At 62.6% G+C, this 14,558-nt stretch carries 30 protein-coding genes and 1 pseudogene; 2 read left to right on the forward strand and 29 right to left on the reverse strand.

Going from position 1 to position 14,558, the window contains the following annotated elements:
* The first annotated feature begins 404 nt into the window (after positions 1-404).
* Entirely contained in the window at positions 405-734 is a 330-nt protein-coding gene (locus V6M39_RS17290; RefSeq protein ID WP_332645060.1) for a hypothetical protein, read from the forward strand.
* Positions 735-1,030: 296 nt separating this feature from the next.
* Here V6M39_RS17290 and V6M39_RS17295 read toward each other — a convergent pair whose 3' ends face one another.
* From V6M39_RS17295 to V6M39_RS17435, 29 genes are all read right to left on the reverse strand, one after another.
* A complete protein-coding gene (locus V6M39_RS17295) occupies positions 1,031-1,216 on the reverse strand; it encodes a hypothetical protein (RefSeq protein ID WP_332645061.1) in 186 nt (61 codons plus the stop codon).
* Positions 1,216-2,424, reverse strand: a complete 1,209-nt coding sequence (locus V6M39_RS17300; RefSeq protein WP_332645062.1) for a hypothetical protein — start codon at positions 2,422-2,424, stop codon at positions 1,216-1,218. Before V6M39_RS17300 ends, V6M39_RS17295 begins: the two co-directional genes overlap by 1 nt.
* A complete protein-coding gene (locus V6M39_RS17305) occupies positions 2,424-2,678 on the reverse strand; it encodes a hypothetical protein (RefSeq protein ID WP_332645063.1) in 255 nt (84 codons plus the stop codon). The genes V6M39_RS17300 and V6M39_RS17305 overlap by 1 nt, the downstream gene beginning before the upstream one ends.
* 242 nt (positions 2,679-2,920) lie before the next feature.
* The gene (locus V6M39_RS17310; RefSeq protein ID WP_332645064.1) at positions 2,921-3,142 is read right to left on the reverse strand and encodes a hypothetical protein; all 222 of its coding nucleotides are present in this window, start codon (positions 3,140-3,142) and stop codon (positions 2,921-2,923) included.
* Between the two features lie 166 nt (positions 3,143-3,308).
* The gene (locus V6M39_RS17315) at positions 3,309-4,190 is read right to left on the reverse strand and encodes a hypothetical protein (protein WP_332645065.1); all 882 of its coding nucleotides are present in this window, start codon (positions 4,188-4,190) and stop codon (positions 3,309-3,311) included.
* A complete protein-coding gene (locus tag V6M39_RS17320) occupies positions 4,187-4,615 on the reverse strand; it encodes a hypothetical protein (protein WP_332645066.1) in 429 nt (142 codons plus the stop codon). The genes V6M39_RS17315 and V6M39_RS17320 overlap by 4 nt, the downstream gene beginning before the upstream one ends.
* A complete protein-coding gene (locus V6M39_RS17325) occupies positions 4,612-4,839 on the reverse strand; it encodes a hypothetical protein (RefSeq protein WP_332645067.1) in 228 nt (75 codons plus the stop codon). The genes V6M39_RS17320 and V6M39_RS17325 overlap by 4 nt, the downstream gene beginning before the upstream one ends.
* Positions 4,836-5,132, reverse strand: coding sequence for a hypothetical protein (locus V6M39_RS17330; protein ID WP_332645068.1), 297 nt, complete (start codon positions 5,130-5,132; stop codon positions 4,836-4,838). Before V6M39_RS17330 ends, V6M39_RS17325 begins: the two co-directional genes overlap by 4 nt.
* 103 nt (positions 5,133-5,235) lie before the next feature.
* Positions 5,236-5,736: a hypothetical protein gene (locus V6M39_RS17335; protein ID WP_332645069.1), complete on the reverse strand. Its 501-nt coding sequence runs from the start codon at positions 5,734-5,736 to the stop codon at positions 5,236-5,238.
* Complete coding sequence (locus V6M39_RS17340) at positions 5,733-6,035, reverse strand: hypothetical protein (protein WP_332645070.1); 303 nt, start codon at positions 6,033-6,035, stop codon at positions 5,733-5,735. Before V6M39_RS17340 ends, V6M39_RS17335 begins: the two co-directional genes overlap by 4 nt.
* Positions 6,032-6,226, reverse strand: coding sequence for a hypothetical protein (locus tag V6M39_RS17345; RefSeq protein ID WP_332645071.1), 195 nt, complete (start codon positions 6,224-6,226; stop codon positions 6,032-6,034). Before V6M39_RS17345 ends, V6M39_RS17340 begins: the two co-directional genes overlap by 4 nt.
* A gap of 190 nt (positions 6,227-6,416) precedes the next feature.
* Positions 6,417-6,773 carry a hypothetical protein gene (locus tag V6M39_RS17350; protein ID WP_332645072.1) on the reverse strand — a complete coding sequence of 119 codons (357 nt, stop codon included), beginning with the start codon at positions 6,771-6,773 and terminating at the stop codon, positions 6,417-6,419.
* A 501-nt stretch (positions 6,774-7,274) separates the two neighbouring features.
* Positions 7,275-7,514 carry a WhiB family transcriptional regulator gene (locus tag V6M39_RS17355; RefSeq protein ID WP_332645073.1) on the reverse strand — a complete coding sequence of 80 codons (240 nt, stop codon included), beginning with the start codon at positions 7,512-7,514 and terminating at the stop codon, positions 7,275-7,277.
* Between the two features lie 353 nt (positions 7,515-7,867).
* Complete coding sequence (locus V6M39_RS17360) at positions 7,868-8,038, reverse strand: hypothetical protein (RefSeq protein WP_332645074.1); 171 nt, start codon at positions 8,036-8,038, stop codon at positions 7,868-7,870.
* On the reverse strand, positions 8,035-8,607 hold the full coding sequence (locus V6M39_RS17365) for a hypothetical protein (RefSeq protein ID WP_332645075.1): 573 nt from the start codon (positions 8,605-8,607) through the stop codon (positions 8,035-8,037). The genes V6M39_RS17360 and V6M39_RS17365 overlap by 4 nt, the downstream gene beginning before the upstream one ends.
* Position 8,608: 1 nt before the next feature.
* Entirely contained in the window at positions 8,609-8,770 is a 162-nt protein-coding gene (locus V6M39_RS17370) for a hypothetical protein (RefSeq protein ID WP_332645076.1), read from the reverse strand.
* Complete coding sequence (locus tag V6M39_RS17375) at positions 8,767-9,456, reverse strand: lambda exonuclease family protein (RefSeq protein WP_332645077.1); 690 nt, start codon at positions 9,454-9,456, stop codon at positions 8,767-8,769. The genes V6M39_RS17370 and V6M39_RS17375 overlap by 4 nt, the downstream gene beginning before the upstream one ends.
* Entirely contained in the window at positions 9,453-9,923 is a 471-nt protein-coding gene (locus V6M39_RS17380; RefSeq protein WP_332645078.1) for an HNH endonuclease signature motif containing protein, read from the reverse strand. Before V6M39_RS17380 ends, V6M39_RS17375 begins: the two co-directional genes overlap by 4 nt.
* Positions 9,924-10,439: 516 nt before the next feature.
* Positions 10,440-10,676, reverse strand: a complete 237-nt coding sequence (locus V6M39_RS17385; protein WP_332645079.1) for a hypothetical protein — start codon at positions 10,674-10,676, stop codon at positions 10,440-10,442.
* 112 nt (positions 10,677-10,788) lie between these two features.
* Complete coding sequence (locus V6M39_RS17390; protein ID WP_332645080.1) at positions 10,789-11,256, reverse strand: hypothetical protein; 468 nt, start codon at positions 11,254-11,256, stop codon at positions 10,789-10,791.
* A gap of 94 nt (positions 11,257-11,350) precedes the next feature.
* A complete protein-coding gene (locus tag V6M39_RS17395) occupies positions 11,351-11,566 on the reverse strand; it encodes a hypothetical protein (RefSeq protein ID WP_332645081.1) in 216 nt (71 codons plus the stop codon).
* Positions 11,563-11,808: a hypothetical protein gene (locus tag V6M39_RS17400; protein ID WP_332645082.1), complete on the reverse strand. Its 246-nt coding sequence runs from the start codon at positions 11,806-11,808 to the stop codon at positions 11,563-11,565. The genes V6M39_RS17395 and V6M39_RS17400 overlap by 4 nt, the downstream gene beginning before the upstream one ends.
* Complete coding sequence (locus V6M39_RS17405) at positions 11,805-11,990, reverse strand: hypothetical protein (RefSeq protein WP_332645083.1); 186 nt, start codon at positions 11,988-11,990, stop codon at positions 11,805-11,807. Before V6M39_RS17405 ends, V6M39_RS17400 begins: the two co-directional genes overlap by 4 nt.
* A gap of 321 nt (positions 11,991-12,311) precedes the next feature.
* A complete protein-coding gene (locus V6M39_RS17410) occupies positions 12,312-12,671 on the reverse strand; it encodes a hypothetical protein (RefSeq protein WP_332645084.1) in 360 nt (119 codons plus the stop codon).
* A 214-nt stretch (positions 12,672-12,885) separates the two neighbouring features.
* On the reverse strand, positions 12,886-13,011 hold the full coding sequence (locus V6M39_RS17415) for a hypothetical protein (protein WP_332645085.1): 126 nt from the start codon (positions 13,009-13,011) through the stop codon (positions 12,886-12,888).
* On the reverse strand, positions 13,008-13,262 hold the full coding sequence (locus V6M39_RS17420; RefSeq protein WP_332645086.1) for a hypothetical protein: 255 nt from the start codon (positions 13,260-13,262) through the stop codon (positions 13,008-13,010). Before V6M39_RS17420 ends, V6M39_RS17415 begins: the two co-directional genes overlap by 4 nt.
* On the reverse strand, positions 13,259-13,474 hold the full coding sequence (locus V6M39_RS17425; protein ID WP_332645087.1) for a hypothetical protein: 216 nt from the start codon (positions 13,472-13,474) through the stop codon (positions 13,259-13,261). Before V6M39_RS17425 ends, V6M39_RS17420 begins: the two co-directional genes overlap by 4 nt.
* 50 nt (positions 13,475-13,524) lie before the next feature.
* Positions 13,525-13,716, reverse strand: coding sequence for a helix-turn-helix domain-containing protein (locus V6M39_RS17430; RefSeq protein ID WP_332645088.1), 192 nt, complete (start codon positions 13,714-13,716; stop codon positions 13,525-13,527).
* Complete coding sequence (locus V6M39_RS17435; protein WP_332645089.1) at positions 13,713-13,976, reverse strand: helix-turn-helix transcriptional regulator; 264 nt, start codon at positions 13,974-13,976, stop codon at positions 13,713-13,715. Before V6M39_RS17435 ends, V6M39_RS17430 begins: the two co-directional genes overlap by 4 nt.
* A 270-nt stretch (positions 13,977-14,246) precedes the next feature.
* Between V6M39_RS17435 and V6M39_RS18130 the strand changes: the two are divergent.
* A pseudogene (locus tag V6M39_RS18130) lies at positions 14,247-14,417 on the forward strand (helix-turn-helix domain-containing protein); the annotation flags it as partial.
* Between the last annotated feature and the right edge of the window lie 141 nt (positions 14,418-14,558).

The following is a 14,558-nucleotide window of genomic DNA, read 5'->3' on the forward strand; positions in this document are numbered from 1 at the left end:
GTCTATGGTCACGCTCGCCGCACCAAAAACCCACGTCATGAGATACGATCACAGTTCGCGCGACCTGCGAGGGGGTGGGGGGGTGGGGTTGTTCTTACGTCTAGCGCCATCGGCCCGGTTGCATCTGCGGTGTTCGGGGCCGGTCCAGTTGCGATGTGGGTCGTGGCCCAGGTCCCATGGTTCTGTGGGCATGATCGCCCTGCTTTGCATGAGGCATGTGGTTGCGTGGCATTGCGCTTGGCCCGCTTCGACGACGCGCTTCCACTGGGCCCTGAGCTTCTGGTGTTGGATGCCATAGCCGCGCTGCTTGGTGGTGCGGGTGTCGCCCTTGGCCCTGTGCTGCTTGCCCATCAGCAGCCCCTCGTTCTCCTGACAGGCTGGCATTGCGGGTCTAGCCTGAGTGGATGACTCAACGTCAGATGCTTGCAGCCTTGGCCGTCGCGTTCGTTGTCGCCGGCCTGGTCTTTGGATTCAGGTCGGTCTCAGCGGGTGGCGTGTCGTGCGGCTCGGTGCTCTCGCCGTCCAGTGCGGAAGCTCAGCGGGCCGACTTCGGTGAGGAGATTGGTGGCACACTGTCGGGCGCCACTCCTGACTCGGACACGACGAACAATCAAGACGCCTGCGACTCCGCGGTCGGTGATGCTAAGCCGCTTGCTTATGGTGGACTAGGCATTGGTGCGGTCGCGTTGATCGCAGCCATGGTTGTTAGCCCTGCGCGTCGGACGAGTGCCTGAGGTCCAGCATCCGTTCGGCCTCGGGACATCCGCATGTCTGGGCTGGCACGCAACATGAGGGGCACCAGAGTGGCCGTGGTTCGACGTGCCAGTCGGGTGTCTTGATACCCTCGTCGCCGTCGTATGCGGTTGTGCCTCGGGTGCTCATGACTCGATCTCTCGCAGGTCGTTGCCGAGTTCGGCCATATGCTCGGGGCACAGGTGCCAGTGGTTGCCGACGAGTACGCAGCCGCAGCCTTGTCGGCGTGCATCGTGGGGCCACCCACACATCGGTTCACGAAAGCGGGGGAGCGTACTCACAGCACGCACCCGCAGCCGTCGTCGTGCTGTCCGTGCGCACATGGCTGCAACCCGATGGCGCGCGTGAGCATGAGGTCGCGGGTGTATTGGATGAGGGCGTTGGTGTCGTCGCGTGCCCGTTGCATGGCGGCGTTGAATGTGGCCTTGTCGCGCACGATCGGCGTCCAGTGCGGGGCGGTCATCACAGGAACGCCATATCGGACCAGCCGAGCGGTGCGTGTTCACCGACAAGGTATGTGAGGATGCCGCTGCGTGAGTAGCGTCCGTTCATGTCCTTGAGCCACTTGGACCCACCGTCGAGGCTGGGCGCCTGGAACACTGAGCAGCTGCCCATGTCCCATGCTGCGAAGTGGTGACGGTGTGCGGTCTGCCAGATGCGTGCAGCGTGCGCTTGCTGGTCGCCTCGGACTTGACCGTTGAGCCATTTCTCGAACCCGTTGGCGTCTGAGCCTGGGATCTTGTGGCCGTGGTTGAACGCCATTGGCACACCGGCAACAACCGGGTAGACGTTCATGTCGTCGTGCGGGATGGTCCATTCGACGTGCTTGAATTCGTCGCGTTCGGCGAGGACTCGTTGCAGGGATTCGGCGAGGAATGCGCCAGCGTTGTCACTGTCGCTGGTCTGTGACTTGCCGCCACCCATGCGGCCAAACTCGCCATGATTGCAAAGGACGCTGACGAACTGCGCCTTGTCGAACTGGGGGAACAGTTGCTTGGCGTAGAGCGTCCACATGTCGAGGACGAAGTTCATTTGGCCGCGGTGGTTGAGCTCGACGGTGAACAGTTGCGCGGAGTAGTTGCCGGCGCAGTTCTCCATCGGGTCGCCGTTGTTGGCGATGACGATCTCGGTGATGTTGTACTCGGTCCGCATCCGGTCGAGCCACCGCTGTACGTTCTCGAGGCCGTCGAGTAGGCGCTTCTGCGTGGCAGCGACGCCGCCGCCCTCGGACTTGCCGCCCTGGATGTCAGCGAGGTTGATGACCGCCGCTACGCTACCGTTTCGGGCGGCCCTACGCTCCCGTTTCGGGAGGCGCCACTTGGTGACCTCGGCGCGGCGTTCTGCGATCTCGTCGTCAGACAGGCGAGCCTTGGGCTTGCGCTTGAACCGTGCACCGTAGGAGTACAACTGCACGATGTCGCGGCTGCCGTCCTCGAGCGCCTTGGACTGCTGCCACGTCGTCATGCGCACCGTGTCGTCAACGACCTCGAACTCGTCGGGGTCAAGTTGGAAGATGCGGAAGATGCGGGAGAAGTCGCCGTCAACGATCGGGGCGTCAAGGATGGCATCGCTGAACTCGCCACCGTCGGGACCAAGGTCAAGCTTCGCCTTGTTCGTCAGGTGTTCGCGCTGAATGGTCCCAACGCGCTTCGGGATATCCGAGATGCTCATCAGCGGAGCCGTTCCCGGGCTGCACACTTGCCGCGAGCGTGTCTCGACAAGGTGTATTCGTTGATGTCCAGCTTGGTGTCTTCGTCGGCGAGGAGCGCCTCGGAAAGCGTGGAGTAGCGCACGGTCGGGTCTGCCAGGAGTGCGCGCAGGGCGTCCGCTTCACCCTCGGGAAGGGTGGAGAGCGCGCCGCAAACCTCACACGGCGGACCCTTGCGGACCGTCGTTACCTGTTCGCGGATGTCGGATATCGCCACGGCGGTCACCTTTGCTCGGCAAGAGGCTCTGGCCTCGTGCAGATTGGTCCCCCGACCGGTGTTGCGGTGTTGCGTTGACGGATAGCTTCCGGTTTCGGCTGCTATCTGTTGGAATCCCGTGGACTCGCAGCGCGTTTCCTTGGTGGTTGATCGCTGGTCGCGGGAAGCAATGGGCTGATATCGCGCGGATATCAGGTGATATCAGTACGGGAATCACTACACGGCGTGTATCGAACCCGGTACTAAGCCGGAACACGGGAGCGGCGATACCTGACAATGTTCGTCAACCGCTCAATCTCGTCGTGGAGGTTGTCACGGGCATCGGCGCGGGTGTGACGTTGGCTGCGTGACAGGCGACCAGATGCAAGCTCGGCGTCGATCACATGGGACGCGGCGAACAGGTTGTGTATCGCGGCAACGATTTCAGCTTCGGACGTGTCACGGTCAACGCGGAGACGAGGCATTGGAACCTCCCGCGATCGTGCGTCCTGGTGGGGGAATGCGAAACGCCCCCGAATTCCACACGGGGGCGTTTCGTTGAAGTCTTGTGGAATCGCTCTATCCACTATGACTCAGGCTACCGGAACTTTGTCAAGATGTCCAGATGCCAACACATCCGAACGTGGCGTGTCATGCGGTGCGTCGGGGCTGGTTGAGGATGGCGAGGATGTCGCCGAACTTGTAGCCGGGTCTTGCTCGTTCGCCGACCATGCGTAGGTCTGTGCGTTTGGCGAGTTTGGGTTTCTTGGTGGGGTCTTTGGGTTGGGCGGCCCATTTGCGGATGCGGTCGGTCATTTTGATTTCGTCGGCGTCTCCGGTGAGGTTGTAGGCGACGAGGACGCCGGCTGCTTCGGATGCGGTCATGATGCGGTCGTTGAGTCCGGTGACGGCTTGTTCACGGATGGCGAGTAGGCGTGCGGGTTGTTCCCAGATGGTGCCGCAGGTTTTGCAGGTGGCGGTGGGTTCTTTGTCGCGCCCCCAGAGCGGTTCGGGGCAGTAGACGTCTTCCATCTCTGAGCCGCAGTCGCCGAGGTAGCGGCGTTCGGTTGGGCGGTCGATGAGGTTGCGGCCATAGTTGAACGCTGACCGGATTTCGTCGTACAGGTCACCCGCGGCTACGAAGGTGCGGATCTGCTCGAGGTTCGACATCAGCCATGCGGTCGACTGTGCAGGCTTCGGGTATCTGACCGGCTGCCCCACCGTGTCGGCAAGGTTCGCCTGCCACGACAGGAGCGTGTGGGCCAGTGACGCCAGCGCTGCGGAGGCGTCGGGGTTGATGATGAGTGGCTGTACGGCCACGCCTTCCAAGCGGGCATCGGTGGCGGGTGCACCCTTCGATGCCCCGCCGCCCTGTGTTGCGAACCGGGTTTGCTTCGACAGCGCGTTCGTCAACTCGTGGACGAGCCATGGTGTTTCGGCGAGGTATTGCTCGAGCTCGACCAACGTGTCGCGGCAGATGAACCCACCACCTGCCGGCTGGTCACAGTTCGACGCGTTGCAAATGTCGCTCATGCGTTCTCCTCGCTTGTGTCGGCAATCTTGTAGCCCGTGACCGTGAATGGTTCGACGGGCAGCCAGACCCATGCGGCCCCGCCCTTGATCTCGTCCGTCTCGTCGTCCCACTCGTACTCGATGCCGTTCTCTTCGCCGTTGTCGGCGGGGTCGTCACTGTCTGCGTATTTTGCGATTGGTCGCCAGTACGGGTATCCGAACAGGCGTTCATCGCTCTTGCGCTTGATAAGTGCCATGAACTCGACGCCTTGGTAGAAGCTCTCGTTCGGGTCGGCCAGGTGGTCGCCCTTGACGATCTCGAACCGCGACTGGAACTCCTTGATGTTCTCGGTTTCGGAGTACGCGACGTCGAAGATGATCTCGGTGGCCCATTCGCCACGCATGATTACCCGGTCGGGTTCGATGATGAGCGCGTCACTTGTCATGCCGTTTCTCCCTCGTTCGTCGTTGCGCGTTTCCATGCGTTGCGCGCGAGTGTGAATGCGATGCCGTATCCGCGTGGCAGGTCGCCAACGTGCCGCGGCTCATCGGGTTCCGGTGCGACAACGGGTGCGGGTGTGCGTAGTTGCTGCCGGATCTTGTCCGCGTCGTTTTGGTCGCTGCCGAGGATGTCCCACGCTGCGTCACGGATCAGGTCATCGCGGGTCATCGGGGGTTGCCCTCGTCGGCGCTGGTGGCACGGGCGCGGAGCCAGTTCATGACCTCGGCTCCGTCGCGCTGTGCGTAGTGCCCGTATGCCGTAGCCGCTTCCCGTAACGCCGCCGCTGCGACCTCGGCATCGTGCGCCTTGAGCCAGTCGAGCAGGTGATCGACGACAGGCCCGGCGATAGAGGCTCGCGCCCGCGCTCTGACATCGGGAAGGTCGTCACGGATGTAGTGGTGGTCGCCTGCGATGTTGTCCGCGACCAACCCGACCAGCGCGTCTCGTGTGTGTTCGGTCATCAGAATTCCTTGCCGCAGCGGTCGCAATGGATCAGTGGAATCGGCCGCATCGACATGATCGACGGGTCATATCGGTGGCCTCGGAACAGGCAGACGATGATCCTCATGACTCGTCGTCCTCCCGCACGTCCGCGAGTGACACCGGGTCGGGGGCATCCTTCATCGCCTCACGAATCTGTGTGACGACCTCGTGCATGATCCGCGCCTCGGTGTGCGTGACACCTTCGCCGCCCTCGTTGTCCACGATGTTGTCGAGTTCGGATGTCACCGCCCCCAACGTCACCCGGAGTCTGTCGGCTTCGGCGCGGGCCTCGTCGGTGCGCTTTGCCAACTGCTCGGCAAGGTGTGTCGGGTGGTTGCCATTCGCTGGGTGCTGGATGCCGAACAGCAGGCCGCACACGCAACGCTTGATCTCACCGCGCTCGTCCCACACGGCGTGATGCTCGGCGAGGATTGCTCCGATCGCCGTCACTTCTCCCGCGTCGTCGGCAGGTGTGCGCCCCACCATCACCCCGTCGACGAAGAATGGTCTGCCCGCGTCATTCACGTCGAGACCATGCTCATCGGCGAACCGCCGCCACATCTGCTCGGGGTCGGTGGTCATGATGCGTCCCCACGAACGATGCTCATAGCTTCGGCTCGAATCTGCGAAGGATGCTTGATGATCCGAGCCTTGTGGCTTCCGCTCACGTAGTCGTAGTGCGTCTCCAACGCCTCCACCTGCTGCGCCAGTCGCTCACGGATCAACGGCTCAACAGCGGCGAGGACGGCGTGAGCCTCGGCGCGGACACCCGGCCCAAGGCGGTTCGTCACTTCAATCTCAGACGGCTGGTGCCCTACCGCACGTCCAGAGTCGCGAACCAAAGCGCGTGCTGCCGCCTCAATCTCGGCTTCGGTACTCATGACGGCTCGCTTTCGATGTACGCCAGGAGCGCCGAGTGCGCGACCTGCTCGAGTTGCTCTGTGCGGATCTCGGTGGAGTTGGTGATGCGTGCGTGGGCTCGTGCGGTGTCGGCTTCTTCCCTTGCCTTCTTGTGGACGAGGTACGCGGCCCGGTATTCGGCTGCGAGTCGGGCGAGCTCTTTGTTCTTCATGCCTTCTCCAAATCGTCGAAATCTTGTACGTGCGCGCACGTGTCGGAAAGTGAGGCTCTACTCGTTACGTGAGCAACCGTCTCCGTATGTCCGTTCGTCCGTCCGTCCGTGCATATGCGGGCGGCATGTGCACGGAGCATTGCTAGACCCGAATGCTTGGGGCAGATGCTCGGAGCATGTGCTTGGAGCATCACGACGCCTCCCCGTTCTTCTTGGCCCATCTGGCGCTGGCGGCCGCTTTCGCCTTGGCTTTCCGGCGTTCGTTCTCCTCGTTTGAGGGCTGGAACTCGGACCACCCATTGACGTCATAGCCGCCTCTACAGGGAATCCAGAGGCCGACAGAGACGAGCTCGGTGGCGTTCTTCTTGACCGCATGGAGGAAAGGGAGGGCCGATGCGGGTATGAATCCGTCCGTTCCGTGCTGCCCGGAGTAGCCCAAAGAGGCCACGTAGACCACGATTGACTGCCACTTCTTGTCCTCGATCAGGTGAAGAACCTTCGGATTCTGTGTGAAACCGGTGTCCAAACGGACCCACGGGAGCGCCATCAGTCCTCCTCGCCGGGATAGGGGCCGGGCCAAAGCGCGCCCTCGTCGAACGTCTGTGCGACCAATTCCTGTACGTTCATGCGGCCTCCCTCTCGTCTATTTGCTGCCCAGCTCTTGCGTTGGCGCGGACCCTGCGTCGGTAGTCGCGGTTGTATTCGCGTTGGGCTTCGGCGCACTCGTCGCACGGGGTTTCGCCGTGGCGTTGGTGGCGCTTGTACGCGTTGTACGTCCCGCATGGTGAGGGTGGTGACGGTGGCCGGCGAACCCGACGCTTGTACTTGCGCCAGTGCTCCCGGGTTGCTGCCAGGCACTCGTCACATGGCGGTTCGTTGGCCTTCTGGTGGCGTCGGTAGCCTGCGACGGAGCCGTGGCGTGGGTGCTTCTTGTAGCGCTTCCTCGGGACTTGTGGCTTCGGTGCGGCGGGGACGAATACGCGGATAGCACCGCGCACCACCCATTCGCCGTCGAGGACGCGTTGGCTCTCGAGGTCTGGGGCGATCTTCATGCCGCCCCCTTCTTCAGCTGCTGGCGTTGGAGTGGCAGCAGTCCGCCCCACAAGCCCCATGCCTCGTGGTTGTCGAGGGCGTATTGGAGGCATTGCTCACGGACGGGGCACGAGTGGCAGATGGCGATGGCTTGGCGGCTACTTGCTCCGACTTCCTCGAAGAACGGTTCGCCACCGATCTCGGCGCAACGTGCGTCGGACATCCAGGCGGGCGTCTCAATGTTGAACGGGTTCATAGTCCGCACTCCTCGCACAAGTCGTCCCAATCCGAGATCGGATCGCCGCACGACACGCACCGTCCGACCGGCTCGCACGTCTCGCCGTTGTCGTATTCGAGGTCAGCCACGATCGCTCACCCCCGCCGTAACGTCAGCAGCCATCGAAGCCGTGTGTCGTCTGCCCAACGTGCGCGCGTCCTCAGCATCTGTGTGCCAGTCACCGATCGGGCCACACAGCGCGCATGATGGTCTGTAGCGTCTCGTTGGGCCGTCGTTGCGTGGGAACAGTCGCCACTCGTGGTCGCGGGATTCGTGGTCGGCCATGTCGAGGGTGCGTGCGGCCTCGATGGACTCGGGAGTTTCGTAGTGGCTCATGACAGCCTCTCGTCCGCACGGTCGAGAATGAACTCGATGACCTCGGGCGCTTGTCCGGCGAGAATGCTCAATACCAAGAACGCGTAGGCCCCGAAGCCCTCAGCGCCGAGGTCGACGCGCTTTGTTGCAAGGCGGTCGATCGCGGCATCGGTCTGGGCGGCACTCATGCGTCGTCACCCACGATCACGTCGGAGTCCGTCTTGAGCGCCGCCAAATCCCCGTCGTCCCATTCAGCGATCGGCTTGCCAACATGCGCCTCGAGGACCGACTGGACGATCCCCTTGGCCGCGAACCACTCGACAGCCTTGGTTGCGCGAGTGGCCGTGTCGGGTGCCGGTGTGGGTGGTGCGACATCGGAAAGCGGCTGAACGATGTACGGCACCTTCTTCTTCTGACTGATGGCCAGCGACGTCTTGAGCGGCTTGTCGAGGTGGCTCATATGCGAGATGCGAATGCCACCAATCTCGGCGCCGGCATAGATCACGGTCGGCTCGTTGAACAGCGTGAAGCGGCGACCGTGGTAGGCCGACGTCTCCGCACCCCACCCGGCGACAATGACGCGGCGCTGACCTAGATTCGGCCTGTACACCTTGCCGGGCGACTCGACAAGGTGGAAGTCGAACGGGTGGGTTGCCTTGCCCGCTGTCACCTTCTCGATCGTGTAGGTGCGCGGCTGTACCAAATCGACCGCGTTGATCTGGTCTGAGCGGGCTTCTGTGCTCGCTGTCATGTCCATGTCAGGACTCCTTGTCGATCTGCTTGCGGGCGCAGGTGTCAGCCCCGTGTCGGGTGCGGTGGTGGTGATCGCACGACCAGACAGGGGCGACGATCTGTGCTTGAAAGGTCCAGGCGCCGAGCCGCTGCACGACGTCTGGTCGCTGGGCTTCGTTGGACCTCATGCGCCGATCACCATCTCCAGTTCGACGATGCGTTCGGTTGCGGGCAGGCCAATCACGGCGCCCTGGTATCGGTTGACCATCGACTCAATAGCGAGCTCGGCCTGTTCGACGGTTGCGATGATCGCTTCGGCCCATCGCGGGTCGGGGAGGACACGGGTTCGCCACATCGGGAGGCCGGGGCTATAGGACAAAAAGTCCAGCCAGTCGCGGCCCGAAACGAGTAGGCCGCTCTGGCACTGGGCCATATTGCCGGGCGGCACCTCGCCGGACAGGATCGTCTGGATGTGCGTCTTTGCCTCTGGGGCCTTGACCTCAATCAAGCCATCAGCAGAGACAAGACCATCGGGGGAGTAGCCGAGCTTGAAGCCGTTGCCGCCGACATTGTCTTCGACCAGGAACCCGATCTCCGTGACGGGGGCGTACCTCTCGGAGTACAGGTCGCGCGCCAAGGGTTCGCAATCCTTCCCCCGCTGCATATGGCTGTTGACATACACGGGATCGGACCAGCCCGCGATTCGTTCGGCAGCCAGCTCCGCGATCAGTGCACGCGAATCAGGATTGCCAGCAGGCTTGATCGTCTTCGGAGTAATCAGCCGGCCAATGGTGCTCGCGGTGATTAGTCCTCTTCGCAGGTCCAGCCATTCGTCGCTGCCCTGGTCTACGTCTTTGTATTCGTGCAGCGTCATGCCGCCCTCTTTCGGTCTCGATACTCCTGGGCGCGATTGCGGTCGCAGGTCTTGCACTTTCGAGCGCCCGACTTCGGGTCGACCCGAGTGTTCTCGTCTGTGTAGGTGTGGCCGTGGAGACACGCAGCTCGTCCGTGCCAGCCGTTGTGCCGGCCATACAGGACGTTCTCGCGCGCGGTGACGGCTTCCAGGTGGCCTGGATTCACGCAGCGGATGTTGAAGCAGAGGTGGTTGATGACTAGGCCATCGGGAATCGGCCCACGGAGGGCGGCGTACACGAGTCGATGCGTGGCTTCTTTGCGGCTCCCTGCGCCGCCGATCCGCATCTGGCCGTAGCGCGGGCACCCGGGGTCTCCGGTCCAAACCCAGCACCCGGACTCAGAATCCTCGTAGCAACGCCACAGGATTCGCTCAGCAGCAGACATGCCGCGGACGTACAGCTTGACTGAGGAGTCTTTGGTTTCCATCTGTGGTCGAAGGCTGGTTGGGTTCATCTCTTCTCCTCGAGTCGGTTGTCACGTTCTTCGTGAAAGCGCCTGTCATCGGCGCACGCGCCGCACTGGGAACGCGGCAGGCAATCGGGGCAGATGTCGTCGTCTGCCGGTTCGTCGGGTTGATAGTTGCCGCCACATGTGCAATCAGCCCCATAGGTCGGAAGGAATTGGGCGAGCTGTCGGCGACACCATGGAGCGTGGGTAGTCATGCGCCACCGCCATAGGTCGCGAGGAATGCGTCTCGGACCATGTGAGCTTCACTCCACCTGACCGGGCGCGCGCATAGGGCGAAGTGGCGCACGAGTCCGGCATCGGTCAAATCCGGATCGGACGACGGCTCGGACAAGATCGTGTCGGCTGCAAGTTTCGCCGCATACTTGGCGGCGTGGGCCGGAAATCTCGAGCTGGCCGGCCGGGCATCGTCTAGAGCCAGCCGTATAGCGCCCTCGGAATTCCACCCCTTTCCCAGGATGCCGATACCAAACTGCATTACGTCCACCCCTCCTGCGTCAGGGCGCGGCGGTGCTCTATGGCACGAAGTGCCGCATCGTTGATGCAAACCCACTGATTAGCGGTGACGAAGATCCCAAGCTCGGTTCCGTACTGTGTGAACTTCACGAACACGTCGCCCATGTGCTGACTCATGGCCGAATCGATGTAGACCGTCGTGGGCAGCGGGCGACCGTCAGACCACTCCCACTCGGCGCTCTCGTCGTTGGCACTCATCGCTTCTCCCGTGGCGGTACCGGCATCTGTGGTCGAAGGTTGCACCAAATGGCGAGCGCGATGAGCGCCATGAGTCCGGTGATGATGCCCACGGCGTACCAGTCGGTGGCGGTCATGACTGGGCCTCGTCAACGGCTGCGAGGAAGTGATGGGCGGCGATGGCACACTCACACCCGTACTCGTCGCAATCGCGGTTACAGGCATCTCGCAACTCGTCCAGCGCTGCGGTCGGGACAGCGGTCGCGGGCGTGAAGGACGCGATCTTGTCGTCGACATCAGCGACGACATAGCCCCACTCGTTTCGGGCACGCCGGGAGTCGTCCATGCCGCTGTGTTCGAAGCGCCACGTCGATGGCGGGCCGTCCCCAACAGCGCCAATGAGTCTCAGCCATCCCAACGTCGGCTCACTCGGGAACTCGACGGCTGGCCGTGGGCGGTTGAGGAGGTAGTGCTGACCCTCGTCCGCCCACCACGCCCGGTCGGTCTGCGCGCGCCATTCGTGGGCGTGCTCGGAATGCTTCGACTCCCACCGAATCAGGTCACCCTTGCGAATCTCTGACGGCTCGATCGGTTCCTTCATGACATGTCCCAAGCGAACCTGTACGCGAGCCGCCACATGCCGATGACGAATGCACCAGCGACGGCGAGGTACGCGACCATCTGCAACTGGCCGATCATGCCGCTACCTCGTCCCAGTTGTCCGAGACAAAGACCAGGAAGTCGCCGATGCGGGCGTCTTGATGGAACGGGTCGACGATGGACCCGCGCACCTTCTCGGCGAGTTCGGGGCGCGCTTCGGTCAGGACGTTGAAGTACGTCTGCCCGAGTCGCCAATCAGTGGTGCGAGCATGGACGGTGCGCACGATCTGGAGATATTCGGCGACGTTCATGAGGTCACCGCTGACAGGAATGCCCGCTCGGCTGCGTCATACCGGGCCAACAGATCAGCAACCCGCGACGACACAGGAAGGCCGTCAAGATGTTCAACACCAAGCTGCACGGTTACGGCGATTGCTGCGTCGGTCATGCGTTGGTGCGCGCCCTGTTCGAGTGCGGCTGTGATCGTGGCGTCGAGTGTGTTGGTGTCGTCTTCAATGTCCTCGACTACGGTGAGGATGCGGTTGGTGTTCATGCCTTCACGCCCCAGACGGTTGTGCCCTTCCAGTCGAAGAACTCGACAGCATCGGCCTGCTCGTCGGCGAATCCGGTTGCGCCGTGTCGTCGTGCTGCCAGTCCTGCTCGGATGGCTTGGTTCGGTCGGATCAGTTCCCGACGCTTGTACTCGGCGTCAAGGGTCTGGGTTCTACGCTTCATGGGTTGCTCCTGTTGCTCGAAGGTTGGTGTTGAAAGTTGGCACCTGCGGGGGCCTGGGAGTGGGCAAGGAGGGAGAGCCCGACCCGCCGCAGGGCGTCTATGGGGATCGGTACGGGCAATCCGGTTCGTCACACGGTTCGTCGGCGAGGTCATCGCAGACCACACACATGTCCTCGTCCGCGTCGGCACCCTCGCCAACAAAGACCCCCGATAGGTCAAGGCCACACATCGAGCGGGACTCGTCGCAGCAGTAGTAGTGATCCAGGCCCTCGTCGCCATCCCCCGACGTCGGAACACGGTCGAGTTCCGTAACCGTGACGCTCATGACGCCGCCAGCCGGTAGATACGTGCGGGGCGTCCTGCGTTACGGCCCTTGGTGTCGCCGTTGATGCCCCAGTGCGAGAACACGAGGAGTCCGCACGAGACGGCGCGGGAGTAGAACGCGGACAGGCGACGAGGGTTGATGGTTAGTTCGCCATCGCTACCCATGAGGGCATCGCGCACGTCATCGGGATAGACATCGCCATCGGGCCACAACGCTCGCGACTCAACGGCCTCGACGAACGCCCGCCACTCGTAGTCGCTGCGCCAGTCATTCGCAACCAGATCGACAGTCGCCTTCGTGTCACCCTCGATCGGTGCAGATGGATACGTCAGCTCAGGCTGGTCAACAGTCGTCATAGCGTGAACCCGTTCTCTCGGAGGGCGGCGATGATGTGTCGGGCACGGTTTGTCAACGCGAACCGCGTGTGCCAGGACGTCTCGCTCCACTCGCGATTGCGCCTGTACGAGTAGGACCACTCCGGTTCCATCGCGTACAACCTCCGCGCCACAATCTCGACCGGGTCGGCCTGCGCGGCGTTCCGTTTGCGCGCGTCCGACGTCGATGCGGCGGTCATGACTCGCGCCCCACTCGTCGGGACTCCGCAACCTTCGCCGCCTCATCAAGAACCCATGCGATGACGAACAGACCAGCCATCGGAACACCGATAATGAACGCCAGGAGGAGGACGCGGCTCATGAGTTGGCCTCGATCGACGCGATGATGACCTGAAGCTCATAGTCGTCAACGTCAGACCACTCGCCCTCAGCGAATTCCTGAATGCCGGACGCATTGGAGTAGTCGGGCTTCACGCGGTTCTCGAATTGGAACAGGTCGTAATCCGAGAGGGCGTTCCACACGATGAGTGCTGTCGGGAGGTCGGGAACCTCGACGTGGAATGCCTCCATCGGGATCTGCGGGATGTGCCAGACGCGATACGGCGCACTCATGATGCGATCCGATCGGCATCGCACACATGGCTGTCGTCGAACGTGATGGCCCGGTCGATCCAGTCATCGAGCGTGCCCGTGAAGATGACGACCGTGCCGCAATCGGAACATTCCTGCTGCCACTCGCGCACACCCGCAGTCGCTGCGAGTTGCGCGCGTGGCGACGACTCAAACGCTGCCGACTCTGCACGAACCGTTTCGCGGGCCGTCACCTCAGATGCTGGCAAGGGGCGAGGAGAGTTACGACGTCTTGCTGCGGCGTTCATGCGCTTCTCCGGTTGCGCTCGAAGTAGTCGAGCATCGACTGGTAGTCCACGAGGACGCGCGTACCGGACTTGGCCGACGAGATCTCGCTAGTGCGGATCAGCCGGTACATGTGGCGGCGAGAGACTCCCATCGCTTCGGCTGCGTCCTCGGGGGAGAGGCTGATAGGGGTGACGCGAGAGTCACTCATGCTGCGGGCCGTTTCGTCGCATGACTCTTGACGACGGGTTGTGCGTCACTTGACAGCGAGTCCAAAAAAAGGGTGCCGGGCAGGAGGCTCAAGGCTTCCTCGATCCGGTCACCCACGGCCTTGGTGCAGGTGTTGCGATCTCCGTTGAGGAGCGCCCAGATGAACTGGCGGGAGCACTCGGCGTATCGAGCGAGGCGAGCTTGTGAGAAGCCCTTGGCCTTCATGTAGTCGGCCATGAGTTCTGGCTTTTCGAGCTTCATCCATCGGCTCCTAGAGCGTCGGCGTTTTCGGGTTGTACTCATACTGCATCCCACCTTCTTGATTGTCAACTCCCTCGTGACGAAGTGTTACACAGTGCTTGACAGATGGTCAAGACCGGAGCGCGATTTATTTGCTCAGGTGGCGGTCAGGAGTGCTTGACGCCCGATACTCTTGCTTGACGGAATGATTCACGGAATGCGACACGCCCGCTTGACAAGGGCGAATCCGTCGAGTGGACAGGACAACTTGGCACGCTGGAAGGTTTAGTTATGCACGCATACCGGAAGCTCATCGACCAAGAACTGGCGGACCGCAAATGGGACCGCCAGGACTTGCAGCGCGAGGCTGGGCTTTCCCGGGCGCAGGTCCATCGGCTAGTAACCGACGACCGGGACCGGCTTCCACAGCCACCCCACGCAGAGACCGTGCAAGCCTTGGCGAAAGCGTTCCACCTGTCCGATGAATCGGTCTGGTCCGCAGTCGCCGAAGCGATGGGGTTGCCACGCTCGGCCGCCCCTTCCATCACGCACGAAGTGAAGGCGGTCAGCAATGAAGAGCTCGTCAAGGAACTCGCCAATCGT

The organism is Aeromicrobium sp. (genome assembly GCF_036675695.1).
Classification (GTDB): Bacteria; Actinomycetota; Actinomycetes; order Propionibacteriales; family Nocardioidaceae; genus Aeromicrobium.